General features: G+C 39.2%; 20 protein-coding genes and 1 tRNA gene. 8 read left to right on the plus strand and 13 right to left on the minus strand.

Annotated features, from left to right (window positions below; all coding sequences use genetic code 11):
• Window positions 1–49 precede the first annotated feature (49 nt).
• From FHK89_RS08970 to FHK89_RS08990, 5 genes are all read left to right on the plus strand, one after another.
• A complete protein-coding gene (locus FHK89_RS08970; protein ID WP_230659193.1) occupies window positions 50–1,408 on the plus strand; it encodes a bifunctional folylpolyglutamate synthase/dihydrofolate synthase in 1,359 nt (452 codons plus the stop codon).
• A 175-nt stretch (window positions 1,409–1,583) separates the two neighbouring features.
• Entirely contained in the window at window positions 1,584–2,972 is a 1,389-nt protein-coding gene (locus FHK89_RS08975) for an SPOR and LysM peptidoglycan-binding domain-containing protein (RefSeq protein ID WP_230659195.1), read from the plus strand.
• 307 nt (window positions 2,973–3,279) lie between these two features.
• A complete protein-coding gene (locus FHK89_RS08980; RefSeq protein ID WP_230659197.1) occupies window positions 3,280–3,834 on the plus strand; it encodes a DUF2726 domain-containing protein in 555 nt (184 codons plus the stop codon).
• 287 nt (window positions 3,835–4,121) lie between these two features.
• Window positions 4,122–5,573 (plus strand): hypothetical protein, encoded by a 1,452-nt coding sequence (locus tag FHK89_RS08985; RefSeq protein WP_230659199.1) that lies wholly within the window; start codon window positions 4,122–4,124, stop codon window positions 5,571–5,573.
• Between the two features lie 142 nt (window positions 5,574–5,715).
• On the plus strand, window positions 5,716–6,939 hold the full coding sequence (locus FHK89_RS08990; protein ID WP_230659201.1) for a hypothetical protein: 1,224 nt from the start codon (window positions 5,716–5,718) through the stop codon (window positions 6,937–6,939).
• Window positions 6,940–6,994: 55 nt separating this feature from the next.
• Here the strand turns inward: FHK89_RS08990 and FHK89_RS08995 are convergent, their stop codons facing one another.
• Together FHK89_RS08995 and FHK89_RS09000 are read right to left on the minus strand one after the other, a co-directional pair.
• Window positions 6,995–7,582, minus strand: coding sequence for a DUF1853 family protein (locus FHK89_RS08995; RefSeq protein WP_230659203.1), 588 nt, complete (start codon window positions 7,580–7,582; stop codon window positions 6,995–6,997).
• Entirely contained in the window at window positions 7,545–8,006 is a 462-nt protein-coding gene (locus tag FHK89_RS09000; RefSeq protein WP_230659206.1) for a DUF1853 family protein, read from the minus strand. Before FHK89_RS09000 ends, FHK89_RS08995 begins: the two co-directional genes overlap by 38 nt.
• Window positions 8,007–8,236: 230 nt before the next feature.
• On the opposite strand from FHK89_RS09000, the gene FHK89_RS09005 reads away from it, so the two are divergent.
• Window positions 8,237–9,418 (plus strand): AI-2E family transporter, encoded by a 1,182-nt coding sequence (locus FHK89_RS09005; RefSeq protein ID WP_230659208.1) that lies wholly within the window; start codon window positions 8,237–8,239, stop codon window positions 9,416–9,418.
• 177 nt (window positions 9,419–9,595) lie between these two features.
• On the plus strand, window positions 9,596–10,330 hold the full coding sequence (locus FHK89_RS09010; RefSeq protein ID WP_230659210.1) for a DUF6796 family protein: 735 nt from the start codon (window positions 9,596–9,598) through the stop codon (window positions 10,328–10,330).
• A gap of 77 nt (window positions 10,331–10,407) precedes the next feature.
• Here the strand turns inward: FHK89_RS09010 and FHK89_RS09015 are convergent.
• The 11 genes from FHK89_RS09015 to gatC all read right to left on the minus strand — a co-directional run bounded on the left by FHK89_RS09015 (window position 10,408) and on the right by gatC (window position 16,418).
• Window positions 10,408–10,484 (minus strand) — tRNA-Pro (locus FHK89_RS09015).
• An 87-nt stretch (window positions 10,485–10,571) separates the two neighbouring features.
• Window positions 10,572–10,835, minus strand: coding sequence for an SWEET family sugar transporter (locus FHK89_RS09020; protein WP_230659212.1), 264 nt, complete (start codon window positions 10,833–10,835; stop codon window positions 10,572–10,574).
• Window positions 10,836–10,912: 77 nt separating this feature from the next.
• Window positions 10,913–12,418, minus strand: coding sequence for an Asp-tRNA(Asn)/Glu-tRNA(Gln) amidotransferase subunit GatB (gatB, locus tag FHK89_RS09025; RefSeq protein ID WP_230659214.1), 1,506 nt, complete (start codon window positions 12,416–12,418; stop codon window positions 10,913–10,915).
• A gap of 159 nt (window positions 12,419–12,577) precedes the next feature.
• Window positions 12,578–12,712, minus strand: a complete 135-nt coding sequence (locus FHK89_RS14890) for a hypothetical protein (RefSeq protein ID WP_268992950.1) — start codon at window positions 12,710–12,712, stop codon at window positions 12,578–12,580.
• A gap of 98 nt (window positions 12,713–12,810) precedes the next feature.
• Window positions 12,811–13,185 (minus strand): hypothetical protein, encoded by a 375-nt coding sequence (locus tag FHK89_RS09030; protein WP_230659215.1) that lies wholly within the window; start codon window positions 13,183–13,185, stop codon window positions 12,811–12,813.
• An 83-nt stretch (window positions 13,186–13,268) separates the two neighbouring features.
• Window positions 13,269–13,571 carry a type II toxin-antitoxin system RelE/ParE family toxin gene (locus FHK89_RS09035; RefSeq protein ID WP_230659217.1) on the minus strand — a complete coding sequence of 101 codons (303 nt, stop codon included), beginning with the start codon at window positions 13,569–13,571 and terminating at the stop codon, window positions 13,269–13,271.
• A complete protein-coding gene (locus tag FHK89_RS09040; RefSeq protein ID WP_230659218.1) occupies window positions 13,561–13,806 on the minus strand; it encodes an addiction module protein in 246 nt (81 codons plus the stop codon). Before FHK89_RS09040 ends, FHK89_RS09035 begins: the two co-directional genes overlap by 11 nt.
• 79 nt (window positions 13,807–13,885) lie before the next feature.
• Entirely contained in the window at window positions 13,886–14,098 is a 213-nt protein-coding gene (locus tag FHK89_RS09045; protein ID WP_230659220.1) for a hypothetical protein, read from the minus strand.
• Window positions 14,095–14,532, minus strand: a complete 438-nt coding sequence (locus FHK89_RS09050; RefSeq protein ID WP_230659224.1) for a putative toxin-antitoxin system toxin component, PIN family — start codon at window positions 14,530–14,532, stop codon at window positions 14,095–14,097. Before FHK89_RS09050 ends, FHK89_RS09045 begins: the two co-directional genes overlap by 4 nt.
• Window positions 14,533–14,534: 2 nt before the next feature.
• Complete coding sequence (gene gatA, locus FHK89_RS09055; protein WP_230659228.1) at window positions 14,535–16,037, minus strand: Asp-tRNA(Asn)/Glu-tRNA(Gln) amidotransferase subunit GatA; 1,503 nt, start codon at window positions 16,035–16,037, stop codon at window positions 14,535–14,537.
• A gap of 69 nt (window positions 16,038–16,106) precedes the next feature.
• Window positions 16,107–16,418 carry an Asp-tRNA(Asn)/Glu-tRNA(Gln) amidotransferase subunit GatC gene (gatC, locus tag FHK89_RS09060; protein ID WP_230659230.1) on the minus strand — a complete coding sequence of 104 codons (312 nt, stop codon included), beginning with the start codon at window positions 16,416–16,418 and terminating at the stop codon, window positions 16,107–16,109.
• Between the two features lie 907 nt (window positions 16,419–17,325).
• On the opposite strand from gatC, the gene FHK89_RS09065 reads away from it, so the two are divergent.
• Window positions 17,326–18,354, plus strand: a complete 1,029-nt coding sequence (locus FHK89_RS09065) for a rod shape-determining protein (protein ID WP_230659232.1) — start codon at window positions 17,326–17,328, stop codon at window positions 18,352–18,354.
• Window positions 18,355–18,415: the final 61 nt, after the last annotated feature.

Raw genomic sequence — 18,415 nt, forward strand, 5'->3', positions numbered from 1 at the left:
ACTTACGCTTAGTTAAAGTGATTGTTAGATTATTTATGGTGATATCCAAATGACCACAGTTGATACGCAAAAACCAGTAGAAGCACCCAATCAAAATAGCTCATTGTCACAATGGCTCATATATATGCAGCAGATTCATGTGTCTGCTATTGATATGGGTTTATCACGGGTGATACCAGTTGCTGAGCATCTAAATCTATTGCAGTCCGCCAAAGATAACGCTTATGTATTTATGGTGGCAGGCACCAATGGTAAAGGCTCAACCACCGCAGTCATTGCCGAGATTTGCCAACAGGCAGGCTATAAAACCGCATTGTATCAGTCACCACATTTGGTTGATTTTAATGAGCGGGTGCGTATCAATGGGCAGGCTGTTGGTGATGATAAACTGGTACAGGCATTTTATCAGATCGAGCAAGCTCGCATTGCCTGTGAGCTAACCTTGTCATTTTTTGAGATGACCACACTGGCAGCGATGTTGATATTTGCTGAGGCTGATTGTGATGTGTGGGTGCTTGAAGTGGGATTAGGTGGTCGCTTGGATGTGGTCAATATCATTGATGCGGATATGTGCGTGATTACTAATATTGCCATAGACCATGTGGATTGGCTCGGGGATACTCGAGAGCAGATTGGCTATGAAAAGGCAGGTATTTTGCGTCAAGATAGTACACTTATTTATGGTGAGGCAGATATGCCCAATAGTGTGCGTCAAAAAATTACTGAGTTAAATGTCACCTGTTATCAGACAGGTCAAGATTTTATTTATTGTGATAGCAGTGATGATTTAGGAGATATCTCCAGTTTAGATTGGCAATATAGTGGTGCTGCGCTGACCTTACAGTTACCCAAACCAAGTTTATCATTGGTGAATACCAGCAATGCCATATCAGCAGTTTTAGCCAGCCCTTTAAATATCGCTGAGAAGCATATTATATCTGCTATGCAGCAAGTTAAGTTGATGGGACGATTTGATGCACGTCAGTTAGCTGATAGACAGTGGTTATTTGATGTGGCACATAATGAGCAAGGTATGGCGTTTTTATTGCCCCAATTTGAGCAGTTTTGGCAGGCATATTTAACAAAACATCCAACCGCTAAGTTATATATTATTTTTTCTATGTTGGCAGATAAACCCATTGACGCTGTGGTATCACAGTTAATATCGCTGCCTATTAAGCGGTGGGTAGTAGCAGCAATTGACCATTCTCGAGCGGCATCGCTAGATGAGTTAATGGATATTTTGGCTAAGCACATTCAAGTAGATGATATTGTGACAACACCTAACTTAACAGTGGCTGCAAGACAAGCTATTGCACAGAGCCAAGAAAATGATATGATTTTGGTTTGTGGTTCATTTCATACCATTGGGGAAGTATTGACAGGTTTGTCTATATCCACATTTTAAATAAGCACAAATTTAAAAATTTAAAGAAACATGCTGATAACTGGGTGTATAAGCTGATAAGAAAGCAGACACTGTTTGGGCTTTACTCTATAATAAATAAAGTTTAATCGAGTGTTGGCTAAAATTGAGCTAATTATAATCTATAGTCGTAACATTATTTTAAAGGTAGATACTCATGAAGTTGTCAAGACAGACTCTATTAGGGGGCGTTCTTTTTTTAGGTGGAGGCTTGATGCTATTTGCTATGGTGCAGCAAATAGACATGTCTGATACTTTGCAACAAGATGCCGCATCTATTCAGCCAGTCAATGCAGAACAACCTCAAGAGACAGATGAGATGACTAATCGTCCATTGACAGCAGATATTGAAACAGAACAGCGAATTTTAGCGCAAAAGCAAAAGGAGCGTGCGGCTCGAGTTGCTGAGCAAGAGCGGTTGGCAAAAGAGTTTTTGGCTGAGCAAGAGCAGGCAGAGGTATTGGCGCTTAATAAATCTAGATTAGAAAATGAACAGTATCGTGCCAACAATGCCATTGAGCCTGTACCTAGCAATGAAGATTTGCAAAATGAAGTCAATGTCACGGCTCAACAAGAAATAACGGATACTTCTTCTTCTGTGCAACCAGCGACACCAGTGATACAGTCTCGTCCCATTCCCGCACAGCCCAAACCTGCCAAGCCAGCAGAACCACAAAATCAAACCAATACCACAACAACTCAAGCGGCAAGCAATAATGAGCAACGCAATAGTAGAAATCAAGCCATTGATTATCAGGTAAAGCGTGGTGATGGATTGATTAAGATTGCACGCGAACACAATGTACCTATAGAGGTTTTATTAAAAGCAAATGATATATCGATTAATACCTCAATACATCAAGGTCAAACATTGATCATTCCTTCAACACAGCAGGTTCAGCGGTTACAACGTGAGTTGCAAGCAGCAGCAAAGACGGTAAAACCAAAGCCTAAACCAACACCAACTGTCGCTAAGTCTGAGACGACAACCAAGTCTCAGCAAGATACCACATCAAAGCCACAACCAACTAATACGGCGCCATCACGGGCAGTGGAATATCGAGTTCAACGAGGAGATGGATTAATCAAACTGGCACGGGAATATAATGTTCCTGTGGAAGCTTTGGCACAGGCAAATAACTTATCTACTTCGGCAGCTTTGCATGTGGGGCAAAAATTAACCATACCCTCACAAACACAAATTAGCCGTTTGCAAAGAGAAGCACAGTTAGCAAAACAACGTGCTGAAGCTGCTAAAACCGCGGAACAGCGTTTGGCACAGGCACGGCAAGCAGCAGCAGAAGGTGAAGCGAGAGGTACGTTTGGTGTACAAGTGGCATTGGCTGATAATCAAGCCAAAGCCGATGAAGTCGCCAAAAAAATGCGTGCAGCTGGTTATAAAGTATCAACCAGTGCAACAAGTCGCGGTGTGCGTGTGATTGTGGGGCCTGAGGAAGGCAAACCTGCAGCATTGGCACTAAAAGATAAAATTAATGCAGATCCACGGACAGGCGTAAATAATGCTTGGGTGCTTTATTGGCGTTAATTAGATGCAAATAGGCTTTATTTAGAGTCATCAAATCTAAAATAAAAAAAGACACGACATTGAACGTCGTGTCTTTTTTATTTGGTGGCAGTCTCAATTGTAAAGGTTAAGATGATCAGAGATAATAATTTAAGGTTGCTTTATTACTAGGGTCAATGAAATTGATAACTATTATGGTGTTAAGTGGTGTTAAGCTTGCTTGCTATATAACCATACTATCTGCGCTCGCCTGTCTTGTAACAGTTTATAACTTCGCTGACTATATTGAAGCTACTAATTATTACTTATTGTCGATAAAGGAAATATTTTGTTATTTCAATTCATTTTTATTGTGGTCGGAGTCGGTTTTCTTTGTTTGTTGTTATTATCTAAAACTTCCAATGCCCCTTCAAACTCAAATTCAAACGTAAATTCAAATGATACCCCTGTTCGAGGCGATGATTTGCCTATATGGCCATTTGATCCGATGCCAATCATGACAGATACAGAGGTCATATTCTTTAAAAAATTACAAAAGGCCATTCCTGAGTGTCATATTTTTAGTCAAGTGCAGCTATCCCGTATTATAGAGCCAAGCGATGAAGCAGCAAGTGACCGTCAGTTTTGGTTCAATCGTATTTGTCGACAAAGTGTGGACTATGTGTTGGTCGCCCCTGATGCTCAGACGACACTACTTGCCATAGAATTAGATGACTGGACGCACGAGAGTAAAGCACGCCAAAAGGCGGATGCCAAAAAGGATAAAGCCCTTGCTAGTGCAGGTATCCCAATTTTGCGCTTTCATGCTGAGCGACTACCTAGTATTGAGATACTTCGTCATGAAGTATTACAGGTGATTGAAACATATTCGAATTATGAATAATCAATTAAATTAATTGCAACAATAAAAAGGTAATATTATAATCAATAACTTAGGGAATTTAAGATAATGATAAGTTTATTGTTAGTTTGTTTCATTATCACTATCAAAAGTGTATATGTTGTTATAATATGAGGCATGGTTTAGTTCATGTATTTTTGCAAAGAAAAGATTAACAAACTGTAATGATAAAATGACTTGATCATCAATTTGTTGCGCAGCCATATTATTGTGCAATGATTAACTAATATCTAAGTTTATTGAAAATTTTAAAAACAAGGAGTAATAATATGAAAGTGATGAAACTAACGGCATTGGCATTGGCAACAAGTTTGGTATTGACAGGATGTGGCGATAATGATGATACAGATGCCAATGATGGCAGCAGTCAATCAGGTCAAACGGAAACTAACCTTTCTGAGCAAGAACAAGCCAAAGAAATCATCCGTACTGCTAAATTATTTGTTAGTGATAATAAGGCAATTAAAGAAGCTTATGAAGGTGCAAGTGAGATTCTAACAAATAAACAGCAAAAAAGATTTACCTATGCTTTTGATGTACCAAGCAAAATACAAAAATACATGCAAGAAAATTCTTTAACGCGTCTTGATGCAACTGAGCTTAATCGATTGATTAAATCTAAAGATTTTCAAAATGATTCTTCACGTTTAAAAATCACACCAGGTAAAGACTTTGTGGCAACGTTAGATAGTAATGGTAAGTTTACCTTATCTGGTGGAGTGACGGTTGATACGATAGAGATAGATTATCTTTATAATCGCCAAACTTTTAAAGAGGAGAAGAACGTTACTACTGATAACTTTATGACTAGCTATCAGGGCTTTGAAAATGCTACACAGAATAATACTTCAACTACCACGCCTCAGCTAAGCTTTGGCTTTGATGGTCTGACTATTGGCTCAGGTAGTGAAAAAATGATGCTGACATCGTCTAAACAAGGGCTTAAAGCTCAGGGTACATTTAGTGATAAAGTTACCATGAACAGAGAGTTTGATTGGGAAGAGACTCATAAGAAGGGTATTACTTTACAAAAAGCAGAAGTAAATTTGGATAATGTCAAACTGGTTGCCAATGATAGTACCGTAATTGCTAAAGATTTTGTAGTTGCAATGATGGATGTGAGCAGAACATTAGCTGATGGTAGTAAAGAGATTCGTAGCTTGCCTTATAAGATTGATATCACAGGTCATTTAATCAAAGGTGCGCCAAAGACCGATGTTGAAATGAGTTTTAATGCGATTGCTAATGCAGATGATGTGAAAAAGTACGTTGAACTTAGTAGTAACGATAACTTTGTAGAAAAAGATGGCAAATATGTGGGTATGACCGCAATGTTGAGCTTAAAAGGTAAAGTCACTAAAAATACTGCCTCAGATAAAGCAGTTGTGATTCCACTTGATTTTCTAGTTCGACTAAAACGTACCGCTCGTGATGAGGTTGTTTTAGAAGATTTAACTAAGTTTAGTATTGAGAACAAACCACTGCATATCAAAGGTAACTATAATCTTGATACAAGTCACAATACAACACCCACTCAGTTGATAGTAACGCAAAATAATGCTCGTATAGAGCTCAATGTGGATGCAGATGGCAAATTTAAAACAGATGATCATGGTAAGCTAAGTGATATTATGGTTAATGGTAAAGATTTTGGTGATCTGATTAATAGTAAAGATAAAATCACTGCAAAATTTAACGATAATACTTTCCTATATCTATAAATTTTGCTAAATAAGCTTGTTGGGAATAAAAAAAAGACAGTGTAATGCTGTCTTTTTTTTATCATAATCTTTCTTTGATTATTTTTATTAGCGCTATTTAACATATTTTATTTGTTGGATTTTTCTATTGGTTGAGCATTTTATGAAGTCTTCTACATTATATATTTTGACAGGCATCAGTATATTAATGATGTCTACTCATGTTTTGGCACAACCACTAGATGAGTCTTTGTCATACAGTAATACAGCCTTAAATACACAGTCTTCCATACAATTAATCCCAAAATCTGTCTCACCACAAAAGCAAATTGTTTGGACAATCAATGCCAATGCTTATAGTCCTACGCAGCCCATTGCCTCTTTTGTGGATGATTGGGATGCATCGCTTGATAAAGGTGATGTTGCTTTTGCACAAGGACAAGTTGGGATATCAGTAACACCAGCTAATAGTCAACTTAGTTACGGATTAGATTGGCGTTATGATTATTTAATGACATTTAATCAGCCAACCGCACAGGTATATTGGCAATATAAAAATGATGTTGCTGCTGATAGTCATCAAACTTACCCCTTATATCTACAAGCTCGGCATAATGAGCGATTGGGTGCACATGTTGGTATGAATTTACCATTAGCAGATGATTGGGTATTGGCAACAAAAGCACATATTTGGCAGGGTAGGCATGCGATTGATGGTCAGTTTGCTGGTAGCATGTTAACCCAACCTCTATCCAATCAGGGTTCAAATAAAAAATCTTTAAGAGACAGTCTTGAGAAAGCCAACGCAACGCTAAATTATTATTATGATCAACCTGCACTCGATGAGGAAAATCTGGGCTGGTATCCTAAATCACCGCATGGTTATGGTTATTCACTTGATGTATCACTACAAGGTCAGCTAGGTAATAGTACGCAATTGGTGATTGATGGCTATGATATTTTAGGAAAAATGTACTGGAAGGATATACCTAGTACGCATTATGATTTAGATTATGAAGACAGTCGTCGTCCACCATATACATTAGAAGGTAGTTTAAATACCGACGCTGAAGTGCAACGTATCCCATGGCGAGTAGAGACACATTTGACTCATGACTTAGCTAATCAATGGCAATTGGGCTTGCATAGTCAAAGTAATACTTATCAACACTTGTATCAATTGTCAGCAGGTTATCCGCTACACTATGGTCATCATAAGTATACGAATACTCCAATTATGCTCACAGGTTTACTAGAGCCACAATCAAAGGCAATAGGATTTGCTATAGATAGCCCGTATGCTGGTATCAAACTATTAACGGACAGTCTTAAAAGCAACGAGGCTAAACGGGCACAAGTAAGTATATATGGTCAGTATCAATGGTAGAAATGGTAGATAAGATAATGGTAGGCGAGATATTGTGCTAAATAAGAAGCTGTTCTTATGGTATTGCTTGTTTGGAATAATCAAAACTGCCAGTAAATATCACCACAGGTATATCATTAATAAAATATAACCCTTGTTTGATTTGTGTTAGCTGATGGATGTCATCAATGGATATCGACTTATTATCATAGAAATCACGTTTGCTAAACCACTCTATATAATGTGCTCGGCGTAGTTTAATTGTCAGATTCTCTGGATTATGTTTGTTAGTAGATATTTTTATATTGCTTGTCTGATTGGCAATGGCATGTAATATCTGATTTAACTGAATAGGCGAGAGCTTATTTACATCAATCCAGTAGTGCAATGGAAAAGTTGGTTCTAACCAAGCAGGGCGTATAAAATTTTGCTGATTACTGTCTATACAATAAGGTGCAAAAAATCGCCCTTTAATCACCGCCATACGTTTATCAATTTTTACCTTAGTTTGCTTATTTACATCTTCTCCCACATTCACCCACACGCTGCGAAACTGCTTTTTTTGCATGTGGGTCATTTTATACTGCAAATTATCACGCGAATTAATACCCACCCAATGGGCATAGTCATAGGGCGGTGCGCCCAAAAAAAAACTTAATCGCAAGCTCCCAATGCTCAATTTCATTTGTCTGATGATTACGAATGATAAAATCCAGTTCTCCTATGGTTTGCTTATCACGATAAAGCTGAATATTGTGTGCCAATACTTCAAATGGATGACACTTGTGGATAAAGCCATCTATTAACCAAAAATGCAGTAAGCCTTCAAAATGAAATCCTAAACGATGCGGGCTTGGTCGAGCTAATAAAAATTGGGTCAAAGCTTGATATGCTGCTGTATTGTCTAGCTCTTTAAGTCTATGGGTATAATTTATCAATTGCTGTTGCCAAAATTCAGGTGTATGCACGTGAACTGGTGGCAGTGCTTGTAATGGACAAAAATTTAGCCACTGTTTTATCACCGTTGGACAGGCGATGGCGTACGCTAAGTCACGTACAAAAGGACGGTTAAAATGCTGCCAAGGCATGGGGGTTATCAGTAAATTTGTTCTAGTCATAGCAAGTTTTAAATAAGACTACTAATGAGAAAGTACCTTAGCATAACTTTTATTGAAGCTTGCAGACATTTTTCTTGTATTCTTTGTGCTATTGCAGGCTGTTTTTGTTTGGGCTTAGTCAAGGAAAACGGTATTATGGCTTGTTTTTTATGCTGATGACCACCCATTATTTTTCCTTCATTTAGATGAGACTATCTATCATGCAGTCACTTAAAGCACAAAAATCCTTTATATTTATGGTCGTCATGGTCATTACCTTTATGCTCAGTTTGTGGCTGTTAACTCGAGTATGGCTATTAATTTTTGCCTCCATATTAATGGCAGTGTTTATTTTAAGCCTAGTATCAGGGTTACGAAACTTGCCAGTTGTTGGTAAATGGCTACAACATATCCCTCATGGTGTGATGGTGGCATTGGTGCTACTACTTATTTTTGCTGTATTTACAGGCTTTGTAACTTTGTTTGGTCAAGAGCTTTTGGCACAGCTTGAAGAGATGAAAACTGCCTTACCAGCAGCTGTTGAGCGTGTAGAAGAGTATGTCGCCCAAACGCCTTATATGAATCAGATTAGTGATTGGCTAGAACAAAATGAGCGTTTTAATCCTTTACAAGATGCCATCAGTAAAGCCATGGCATTTATGCCCAGTCTCTTGTCAGGTGTGATGGGTGGGCTTAGTAACTTTATGATTATTATGTTACTGGGTATTTTTTTAGCCATTTCACCGAGTATTTATGTTAATAGCTTTATTGCATTAATACCGCCTGCAAAACGTGATAAAGGTCGTTATTTATTTAATCAAACTTATAAAGCCTTGCGTCAATGGTTACTGGGGCAGTTTGTGGTGATGCTTTTTGTTGGTGTATGTACCAGTGTTGCGCTGTGGTGGATGGACATTCCTTTTGCCCTTGCCATGGGTTTTATTTCCTTTTTACTTGATTTTATTCCAGTTTTAGGACCTTGGATAGCTGCCATTCCCATCATTCTTATAGCCATACTATTCACTCCAGATATGGTGCTATGGGTGATTGTGATGATGATTATTGTGCAGCAGTTGGAGAGTTATGTTATTGCTCCCTTGATTCAGCAAAAACTGGTTAATTTGCCCCCTGTCGCCTTATTAATATCTCAGGTTGTGATGGGTTCTTTGACAGGGTTTTTGGGTATTGCTTTAGCAACGCCATTGGCAGTTACGTTCATCGTTTGGGTACAAGTGCTGTATATCAAATTTACTCTTGGTGATTATAAAGTACGCATTCTTGGGCAAAATATACAAGATATGTTAGAAGATGAGTATGCAAAACCCAGTAAAGTGGATAAAGAAAGTGTATACCAAGATGATGATTCTACTCAACAATCAAATGATAACACAGCAACACAGTAAGCAGGCAAGGATAAGTGTGACAATCAGGGCTAAACAGCATCTCACAGGGCAGCCTTTATTAGTACTCCAAATATAACTGCTTTAAATACCCTTGACAATGATATGGTTAAGCTTACAATTAAATGATAATGAATGTTATTATCATTTAATTAGTTGTTTAATATCAAGGGGATAGTTATGATATATCGTACGAATCAATATGTCCATTGGTCGCTATTATCAGGCATATTTGCCGCTATCTGTTGGTGTATTGGGGATATGTTACTGGTCGGATTTGCTGTCAATCCTAATGATTATCCATTATTTGCAGAGACCTATGCGAGCCAAGTTGATGTTGAGCTTGCTACCTATATGCTCACTGGTTCAACACAGCGTTTACAATGGGGCGCAATGCTTGCTGTTGCCAGTTTACCTTTTTATGCCTATGCCCTATTTGCTGTGTGGCAACTCATCAAGCCAACCGCCAAAAAGTATGGGGTTGCCCTGATTCTGTTATGGATAGTATCGCTCTGTTTCCACCCAATTGGGCACGCTGGATTTTATTATGTGGGTGAAATATACAAAGCCATATTAGCGACTGATAGCAGTGCACATGCCACCTTACTTGAGACTGCAAAAGGCTTTGAGCAAATATTGATGATTAACTGGATGATGGCAATGGGCAGCTTGGCTGCGGTCTATATTTTTTGGGCAGTGCTGGTTTATCGTCGTCAGACTTTATTGCCTCGTTGGGCAGTATGGATAAATCCTGTATTATTTTCCATACTGATTATACTAATTGCTAAGTTATTACCTCAGCCACTACAGAGCTGGGTAGGGGCTGCAACATTTAATGAAGCCAATCTTATCTTTTGGATATTTTTATACTTTTATGTGCGTCGGCAACGGATAGATTTTATTGATTATTCGTAAAAGAGAATTATTGAAATAGTAATAACACCTAAAAACAAAAAAGCCAGCAACCTAAGTTACTGACTTTCTTAAATATTTGGTCGGAACGGCAGGATTTGAACCTGCGACCACCACACCCCCAGTGTGGTGCGCTACCAGACTGCGCTACGCCCCGATGGACTGGATATTATACTCATTTTACTAAGATTTGCAAGAGCTATTTGAGCTAAGCACTAATAATAACCTAAACAGACAGCCAAGACTAAAGAGCCGTTACAAAGCATATCAACCCTAACACCACACCGGGAACATTTGCCATGATAATCGGAAAATCCTTTTTATCTCGTAGCCAGCCATAACTAATCCACAAAATACAATTAAACATCGTCACCAAAGGCAAAATAAGCGACCCTTTTGCCCCTGATAAATTTAAACGTATCTGGTCAATGTAGGACACATACATGGCAATGGCACATAAACTGGCAAGCCAACCAAGTGTTTTTAAGTGTTTATCAGATAGCGTCATAGCAGTGCCTAATAACTGAGCCTATAAAGGTCTATAAAAGCTTGTTTAGTAAGGGCTTATTAAGGCTTCTGACCTTACTACCCCAACAACTCCTTCAAAATCTGATTCACCTGTTGTGGGTTTGCCTTACCACGGCTAGCCTTCATTACCTGACCGACCAGACCATTAAACGCCTTTTCCTTACCGCCTTTATACTCATCGACCATCGCCTGATTATTAGCAATCACCTCTTCAACCATCGCCTTAATCGCTCCAGTATCAGTTTCCTGCTTTAAGCCTTTTGCCTCAATGATTTTATCCACCGCATCGGCTGAATCGCCACCTTCACCCTCATAAAGCGACGCAAACACCTTCTTGCCAAGCTTTCCTGACAGCGTATTATCATCTAAACGTTTTAGCAAACTAGCCAACTGCTCAGCCGAAATGGGAGAATCAGTAATCGTTTTATCTTCCTTATTTAACGCCCCCATCAGCTCACCCATAATCCAATTTGTCGCAAGCTTAGCGTGTTTTTTATCAGAATGGGTCAATACCGCCTCAAAATAATCCGCAAGCTCACGACTTGCTGTCAAAATACGTGCATCATATTCTGACAACCCAAGCTCACGCTCAAAGCGTTCACGTCTTGCCACAGGCAACTCAGGCATATCCGCCTTAATCTTATCCACCGTCTCTTGCTCAATACGCACCGGCAACAAATCAGGGTCAGGGAAATAGCGATAATCGTTCGCCTCTTCCTTTGTTCGCATCGAGCGAGTCTCATCAGCATCAGGGTCATACAAACGAGTTGCCTGCACCACCTTATCACCAGACTCAATCACAGAAATTTGACGCTCAATCTCTCGATTAATCGCCCGCTCAATAAAGCGAAACGAATTCAAATTTTTCAGCTCACAACGAGTACCAAGAGGAGCATTTGGCTTACGCACCGACACATTACAATCACAACGGAACGACCCTTCCGCCATAATTGCATCAGAAATCCCAAGCCAAGTCACCAACTGATGAATCGCCTTCACATAAGCAATCGCCTCCGCGGTCGAACGCATATCAGGCTCAGACACAATCTCAATCAGTGGCGTACCCGCACGGTTCAAATCCACCCCCGTCATACCTGCCACCGCATCATGCACCGACTTACCCGCATCTTCCTCTAAATGCCCACGCGTAATCCCAATCCGCTTCGCATACTCATTATCCTCACCCTCATTGACCACCACATCAATATAGCCACGCCCCACAATCGGATTAGCCATCTGCGTAATCTGATAACCCTTTGGCAAATCAGGATAAAAATAATTCTTACGGTCAAACGTATTATAAAGCCCAAGCTCAGCATTCACCCCAAGCCCAAACTTTAACGCCCGCTCAACCACGCCCTCATTTAACACAGGCAACACACCGGGCAAACCCAAATCCACAATATTTGCCTGCGTATTCGGCTCTTGCCCAAACTCAGTTGGAGAGCTTGAAAAAATCTTACTATCCGTATTTAATTGGCAATGAATCTCAAGCCCGATAACCACCTCATAGCCATCGACCAACAAATCCTCACGTACCGCAAACTCAGTCATATCCATCATAAAACCTACTATCATTAACAATTAAAAAAAATAAAAAACCAAAAATATCGTAAAAATCAAACCTATAAAATCATCTAACAACCTAACTATATTTTTTAACTCAATGCCTTATTACTGATTATATAGTAGCCATTTTGGTAGCTATTTCCCGCTTTTCGCTTATATCTGCACGTCTAGGCGTGGCGGTGGCACGGTTTGGAGTATTCCTGCTACCACGAGACTACCCCAAAACCTAGCCCCCGCAACACGCCCAGCCGTACAGGATACCGCTTCAATCGGGGCTAGCGGTAACATCATCTAACCTATAACCATCTATCGTAATTAATAATACTCTCTCACTGCTTATGATAATACCCTAACTATTGCACCCTATGCCTTAATATCTAGGCTTTTTATTTAATTGCCTGTATAAAAAAATCTTCAATTTTATCCATATGTTTAGGAGTTATCCATATTGTACTCATGGGTATACCATCAAAATCACTTGCATAAGTTGAAAACCCCATACTGTTTTCTTCATAGATTATGACTCTAATAATATAATTCTTACTTTTGTTTTTTGCAGAGAATATTGGATTGGCATCCATCATTTTTTCGCCATTGCCATAAAAAGTATTGAAAAATGGAATGACCCAGTCATCAATATCTTGCCCCAACTCATGTAATAGCTCGATAAATCTTTCCTGTATGATATTTTCGATAAATAAATACTTATCAAGGTCGTTTTGCCATAAGTCATCAACATTGATACTATCAATTTTACTCACTCAAACGCCTCTTTCTTTAGTAGCGTAGGGCAAGGTTAGCAATAGCATAACCTTTCCAAAAATTACTAGCTATAAAATATGGGCTATACATCAACTCTATCTTGCCAACGTAGCGGATTACGGCTTGCATGCATAATTGCAATCACTTGAATTGTATGATTGTCTATTAAATAAAGCACCATTACAGGGAATTTTCTCAATAATCCTCGTCGTACATCGCGATAAACAACCACATATATTTGTGGTGTGTTCTGAATAATTTTAAAAGTATTTTCAAGCTCATCAATGAAACGGTTGCCTAATCCAACTTGTTGACTTTCATACCAGTGAGCAAGCTCTATCATATCTTGCTCTGCCTGCTCGCTGATTAACAGTCTAAAACTCATTGTCAGTTACCGAGCTTGATAAGCCTTCTCGCAATTTAGTCAGAGCGTCCTGATAATCTCTACCTTGAAACCCATGGTTCTCGATATCTGCCAGACGCTTATCTAAGGTTTGTTTTTGATTATCATCTAAGGGTAAATTATGGGCATTGTTTGGATCATCTGCAATGCTATCCCAAATATCCCAAACAAGAGACACACGTTCTTCTATTGGTAGTTTCTCAAGAGCAATTTCCATAATATCCCTCATGATTATTGTGACTTCTAGTCAAGTGGTAAATTAGGGTAAACTAGCAAAAATTAACCTACACATATTTTTATTTACTCATTGCCTTTTGCAATAATGCCAAACCACGCTCAACATCACCTTGCCTAGCTCTGGTTTTAAAGCGTTGATAAGCCTCATGTTCTTTTACCATCATATCGACAGTTTTATCCATCAATTCATCAACACTGAGCCCTTGAGACAAAGCCATCTTTTGTAGATAGTTTAAACGTTCATCATTTAATTCTAAAGTTAATGTTGTCATGATAAATACTCCAAGATGGTATCAGGTAAGCACACTGTTAAACTATCAAAATGTAAATCGCTTTGTCGAAAGTCTTTTAGATTATAAGTTATCAGATAGTTAGCTTGGCTTGCTATTGCTAAATCAATTAAATGGTTATCACCCTCATCAATTAAATTGGGTCGCCAAATAAAGTAAATACGTTGCCAAAAAGCAACTGATAACACAGCATCTAAAACTTCATAACGTTCTTGTAAATTTAATTTACCTTTTACGAAAATAACTTCACGACTTAATACGTCCTCGTATTCAGCCAGTAGCGAAGCACCGATAACAGGTTGTAATTGACCTGATAAACAATGAGCAATAATTTGGTTTGCTTGATATGAGCCCAAACAAGCACCCACCAAGATATTAGTATCTATTACTACCTTGATGGGTAATTGAATAGTCACCATCAAGCCCCTTGCTTAGCAATCCCTGATAACAACGTATGATAATCCGTATGCTGTTGGAAAATATGAGCCGTTGATAACAGCTTCTCTTCGTCCCAATGCTTACCAATCAACTGTAAACCCACAGGTAAGCCTTCATCGCTAAGCCCTGCTGGCATACTAATCGCAGGCAAGCCCGCCAAATTAACCGCAATTGTATAAACATCACCCAAATACATGGTAATTGGATCAACCGCCGTATTCAGCGGATACGCCGTAGTTGGGGCAGTGGGGCTGGCAATCACATCGCACTGCTCAAATGCCTTATTAAAATCATTAACAATCAAACGGCGAACCTTTTGCGCCTTCACATAATAAGCATCAAAATAACCTGCCGATAACGCATACGTCCCCATCAAAATACGGCGTTGCACCTCATCACCAAAGCCTTCTGAGCGTGAACGAGTATAAAGGTCGTGCAAATCTTTAGGATTTTCACAGCGATAACCAAAGCGTACCCCATCAAAACGTGATAAATTCGAAGACGCCTCAGCAGGGGCAAGCATATAATATGTTGCTAACGTGATTTCAGGGTCAGTAATATGCACCTCAACAATAGTTGCCCCCAAATTCTCATATTGTTTTAGCGCAGATTTCACTTGTTTTTCTACATCGGCATTGAGCCCCGCACCAAAATATTCCTTTGCAATGCCAATTCGCAATCCTGCCAATGGTTTATCATTACCACTGGCTTGTTGTCCTGCCTGTTGCAACGCTTGCACATAATCAGGCACGTCTTTATTAATCGAAGTCGCATCACGTGGGTCATGTCCTGCCATCGGTTGCAACAAATAAGCACAATCTTCTGCCGAACGTCCAAACGCCCCCGCTTGGTCAAGACTTGAGGCATAAGCAATCATACCAAAACGAGATACGCGTCCATAAGTAGGCTTAATCCCTGTCAAACCACAAAATGACGCAGGCTGACGAATTGAACCGCCCGTATCACTACCTGTCGCAAACGGTACAAACCCTGCCGATACCGCCGATGCCGAACCACCAGATGAGCCACCGGGTACACGCTGTAAATCCCACGGATTATGCACCGCCCCATAATGTGAACTTTCATTATCTGAGCCCATTGCAAACTCGTCCATATTCAGTTTGCCCAGACACACCGCACCTGCCTCATTAATATTTTTTACAATGGTGGCATCATAAGGGGCAACAAAATTATGCAACATTTTTGAGCCACAAGTGGTCAGCACCCCTTGCGTACAAAAAATATCTTTATGAGCCATCGGTACGCCAAGTAACGGACGCTTATCACCTTCGGCAAGTTGTTTATCAGCAGACTTGGCTTGCTCTAACGCCTGTTCTTTGGTAACAGTGATAAAACTATTGATTTGCTTATCAAAGCTGTCAATACGTTGCAAAAAATGATTGGTTAACTCAACACTGCTAAACTGCTTACTTTGCAAACCTTCGATAAGTTTGGCAACTGAAAGGGTGTGTAAATCTGACATAGGGGTACAATCCATTATTTTTTATTAAGGATAAAATATGTTGCTAATATAAATTCTTTTGGCTAACTCTTACTCAATCACTTGTGGCACTAAATATAAGCCTTGCTCAACCGCAGGGGCAACTGACTGATTAAGCTCACGGTCAATATCCGTATTTGCCACATCGGCTCGCAACTCTTGGCAAGCCTCATGCACATTGGCAAGCGGTGCCAAATCATCGGTATCTACATTGCTAATGGTTTGCATCATGCTAAGGATTTTATCAATGTCATCAGCATAGCTATGTGCAGTGGTCTCATCAATACCCAAACGTGATAATTTGGCAACATTTAAAATATCGTCAGTGCTGACATGGTCTAGGGTGTCATTTTGTGTGGTCATGATATGCTCGTTGTTTTTAAATGATTGGTTAAAACTCTCTATTATGCTATGACTTTGGCGTCAAACCAAGTATAACTTAGTAGAAACCATGTCTCTTTATTTCAGATTAATTAAGATTTGATAAGTATTTCTAAATTTAATTTATAAATATTTAAAATTATTGTAGATATATATTTTTATGGGTAATTTTTATATTTAGGTTAAATTAACTAATGTCTTAACACATATCGTCAGAGTTTATATAGTCAACTTAAATTATAAAAGATGATGATTATCAGCCATTAGTAACCTATAATGCATAAGCTTTATATCATTAGGACTTACGCAAAAACACAATATTAGCCTTATACAGCGACTAGGTATTATATTGAGCTTCTGGAATTACGTACAGCTAGCTTACTTGATAAAAACTCCAGCCCACTTGATAAAAAACAATGATTAACAGTCGCCGACAATCTATAAAATTGCGTAAGTCCTAATGATATGCTGTTATCTCTCTTAAAATTATATGAATATTAGTAGAACGCGGTGAATATTTGACCACCCCTAGTAACTTAGTAACATTGAGCAATATAATCTGTTATGAAAGCCTACACCGAAATATCATGTTGCAAATTATTTATGACTGATTATTTAAGCCAAACAATTATCTATTAATTTTATATGATTTTTGTGTGATTTCTCGTTATAATTTAGCGCAATTTCTAATTTGGTCATTAAGTTAACTATTAACTACCATGGTTTTGCCTTAATTTTACTGGTCAAACCTTATTATTAGTCTGCTTTAAAAATGTATATTAATTTTCCTCATTAGAATATGACTCTTATGTATAACTTCATAAGTAATAGATTATAATAACCCTCACCCTTTGCCCTCACATTTTGAAAGACGCTGGAAAGACGATTCATGAACCTGTTTGGATTTTTATCAAATAACATTGCCATTGACCTTGGTACTGCAAATACCCTTATCTTTACACCTGGAAAGGGTGTCGTGCTCGATGAGCCTACGGTGGTTGCTTTGCGTAGCAATCGTACTCAAAACCCAACAGTAGCAGCGGTCGGTATAGATGCCAAGCAGATGCTCGGGCGTACGCCAGATAATATTACCGCCATTCGTCCATTAAAAGATGGCGTGATTGCCGATTTTGAAGTGACCCAAAAAATGCTGAAGCACTTTATTACCAAAGTCAAAGCCAAGCGTTTTTTAGCACAGCCAAATGTGGTGGTATGTGTGCCTTGTAAATCGACCTTGGTTGAGCGTCGTGCCATTCGTGAGGCAGTGACTTCAGCTGGGGCAAACAAGGTATTGCTATTAGAAGAACCGATGGCAGCGGCAATTGGTGCTGATATGCCAGTACATGAAGCCAGTGGTTCAATGGTGGTTGATATCGGTGGTGGTACAACGGAGATAGCTGTTATTTCACTTTCGGGTTGTGTTTATGCCGATTCGATCCGTATTGGTGGTGATTTGTTTGATGAGGCCATCATTGCGCATGTGCGTCGTACTCATGGCTGTGTGATTGGTGAAACGACTGCTGAGCGTATCAAACAAGTGGTTGGTTCAGCGATAGATGAAGATGCTCAGCTTGAAGTGGAAGTACGTGGTCGTAGTATGGCAGAAGGTGTGCCTAAGACATTAACGGTGACTTCAGAAGAGATTCAAAAGGCACTCAGTGACCCATTAAGTGGTATTGTCAGCGCAGTTAAAGCAGCACTTGAGCAAACGCCACCTGAGTTGTCTTCTGATATTGCAGAACGTGGTATCGTACTTACTGGTGGTGGTGCATTATTGCGTAACCTTGATACACTGTTATCTAAAGAGACAGGTTTGCCAGTATTTGTGGCAGATGATCCATTAACTTGTGTTAGTCGTGGTGGCGGTAAGGCATTATCATTTATTAATGATAAAAGTCTGAATATGATTTTTGTATAATATGATAATTAGATGTTAGATGACAAACATTAGCTAGGTTAGGGTATTGATAGTCATTTAA

The organism is Psychrobacter sp. I-STPA10, from assembly GCF_021012795.1.
In the GTDB taxonomy this organism is placed as follows: Bacteria; Pseudomonadota; Gammaproteobacteria; order Pseudomonadales; family Moraxellaceae; genus Psychrobacter.